The sequence below is a fragment of the Microcoleus sp. D3_18_C4 genome, assembly GCF_036702355.1.
In the GTDB taxonomy this organism is placed as follows: domain Bacteria; phylum Cyanobacteriota; class Cyanobacteriia; order Cyanobacteriales; family Microcoleaceae; genus Microcoleus.
The window spans coordinates 1-1493 of record NZ_JAUBTF010000159.1; the positions used below are offsets into that span (position 1 = coordinate 1).

Annotated in this window: 2 protein-coding genes; both read left to right on the forward strand. The window is 39.8% G+C overall.

The features are described from left to right. Window positions 1-248: 248 nt before the first annotated feature. Complete coding sequence (locus QUA90_RS30320) at window positions 249-1148, forward strand: tetratricopeptide repeat protein (RefSeq protein ID WP_333448786.1); 900 nt, start codon at window positions 249-251, stop codon at window positions 1146-1148. A 146-nt stretch (window positions 1149-1294) separates the two neighbouring features. Next, a partial coding sequence (locus tag QUA90_RS30325) for a type II toxin-antitoxin system Phd/YefM family antitoxin (protein ID WP_445300159.1) occupies window positions 1295-1493 on the forward strand: 199 nt, incomplete at its 3' end.

Here is a 1493-nt window from a genome sequence, read left to right on the forward strand (position 1 = left end):
TTTTCCTAGCGGGTTCACTATTTTTATTAATTTTACCTCATTTTTAAATAGTCTCATACTTATTTGAAATGACTATAACTATGAAAAATTCTTAACTAAATTTCGACAATCTCATAGCGACGCACCTGATAAAATAGTAATTGTAAGGTGCGTCATGGTCGAATATTTTAACCACTTACTCAAGAATTTCTCCCTGATGCACCCTACGGTTATACTTGGAAAAATGAAAGTTTGATGAAGAGGAATAAATGATGAATATCGAAAACAAACAAACTTTAAATGCCCAACAAAACCCGGAACTGGCGATCATTCAAATCTTGATTAATCTGGATGGACAAACGCCAGAACAAAAAGCCGAATTGTTTTTTTTACAAGGTGTATTATATGAATCTGCTCAAGAATATACAGAGGCTATAGCCTCATACGAAAAAGCTTTAGAAATCAAACCAAATTATCACGAATCCTGGAACTATCGGGGCGTTGCACTGGTTAATTTAGGCAGATTGTCAGAAGCTATCGCCGACTACGACAAAGCCTTAGAAATCAAACCAAATTATCACGAGGCTTGGCACAATCGAGGCAATGCACTGGTTAATTTAGGCAGATTGTCAGAAGCGATAGCCGACTACGACAAAGCCTTAGAAATCAAACCAGATAAACACGAATCCTGGTACAATCGGGGCATTGCACTGGATGATTTAGGCAGATTTGAAGAGGAGATAGCCGACTACGACAAAGCCTTAGGAATTAAACCAAATTATCACGAAGCCTGGAACAATCGTGGCAATGCACTGGTTAATTTAGGCAGATTGTCAGAAGCTATCGCCGACTACGACAAAGCCTTAGAAATCAAACCAAATTATCACGAAGCCTGGCACAATCGGGGCAAGGCACTGGGTAATTTAGGCAGATTGTCAGAAGCTATCGCCGACTACGACAAAGCCTTAGAAATCAAACCAGATAATGACGCAGCATTTTATAATAAAGCTTGCTGCTATGCGTTAAAGAGTCAAAGTGACCAAGCGATTCAGAATTTGCAGCAAGCCATCAATCTGAATTCTGACAAATACCGAGAAATGGCAAAAACTGACTCGAATTTTGAAAGCATTCGATCGCATACTCGGTTTCAAGCCTTAATTCAAGAATAGGGATTTGCCCTTCGGCGGGGCGGGTTTAGGAGATTGTCCGTTTGAGGCGATTATTGTTGGTAAAACCCGCCCCTACAGCATCAAAAACACTTTTAAACGAAGCTAATGGACACGATATAATACGAGAATTAATAGCGAGGTAAAAGGTGACTCAACTAAATGTCAATCTAACCAATGACAGATTTCCCGAACTCATCGCCCGTGTCGAGGATACTGGAGAACGAATTGTCATAGAACAGGAAGGAAGAGCGATCGCTGCTATCATTACTTACAGCAAATTCCATGTAAATGTGGTACACTACATTCAGTACATCAGCAGAAAAAATGAAAGCTTATTCGATCGAG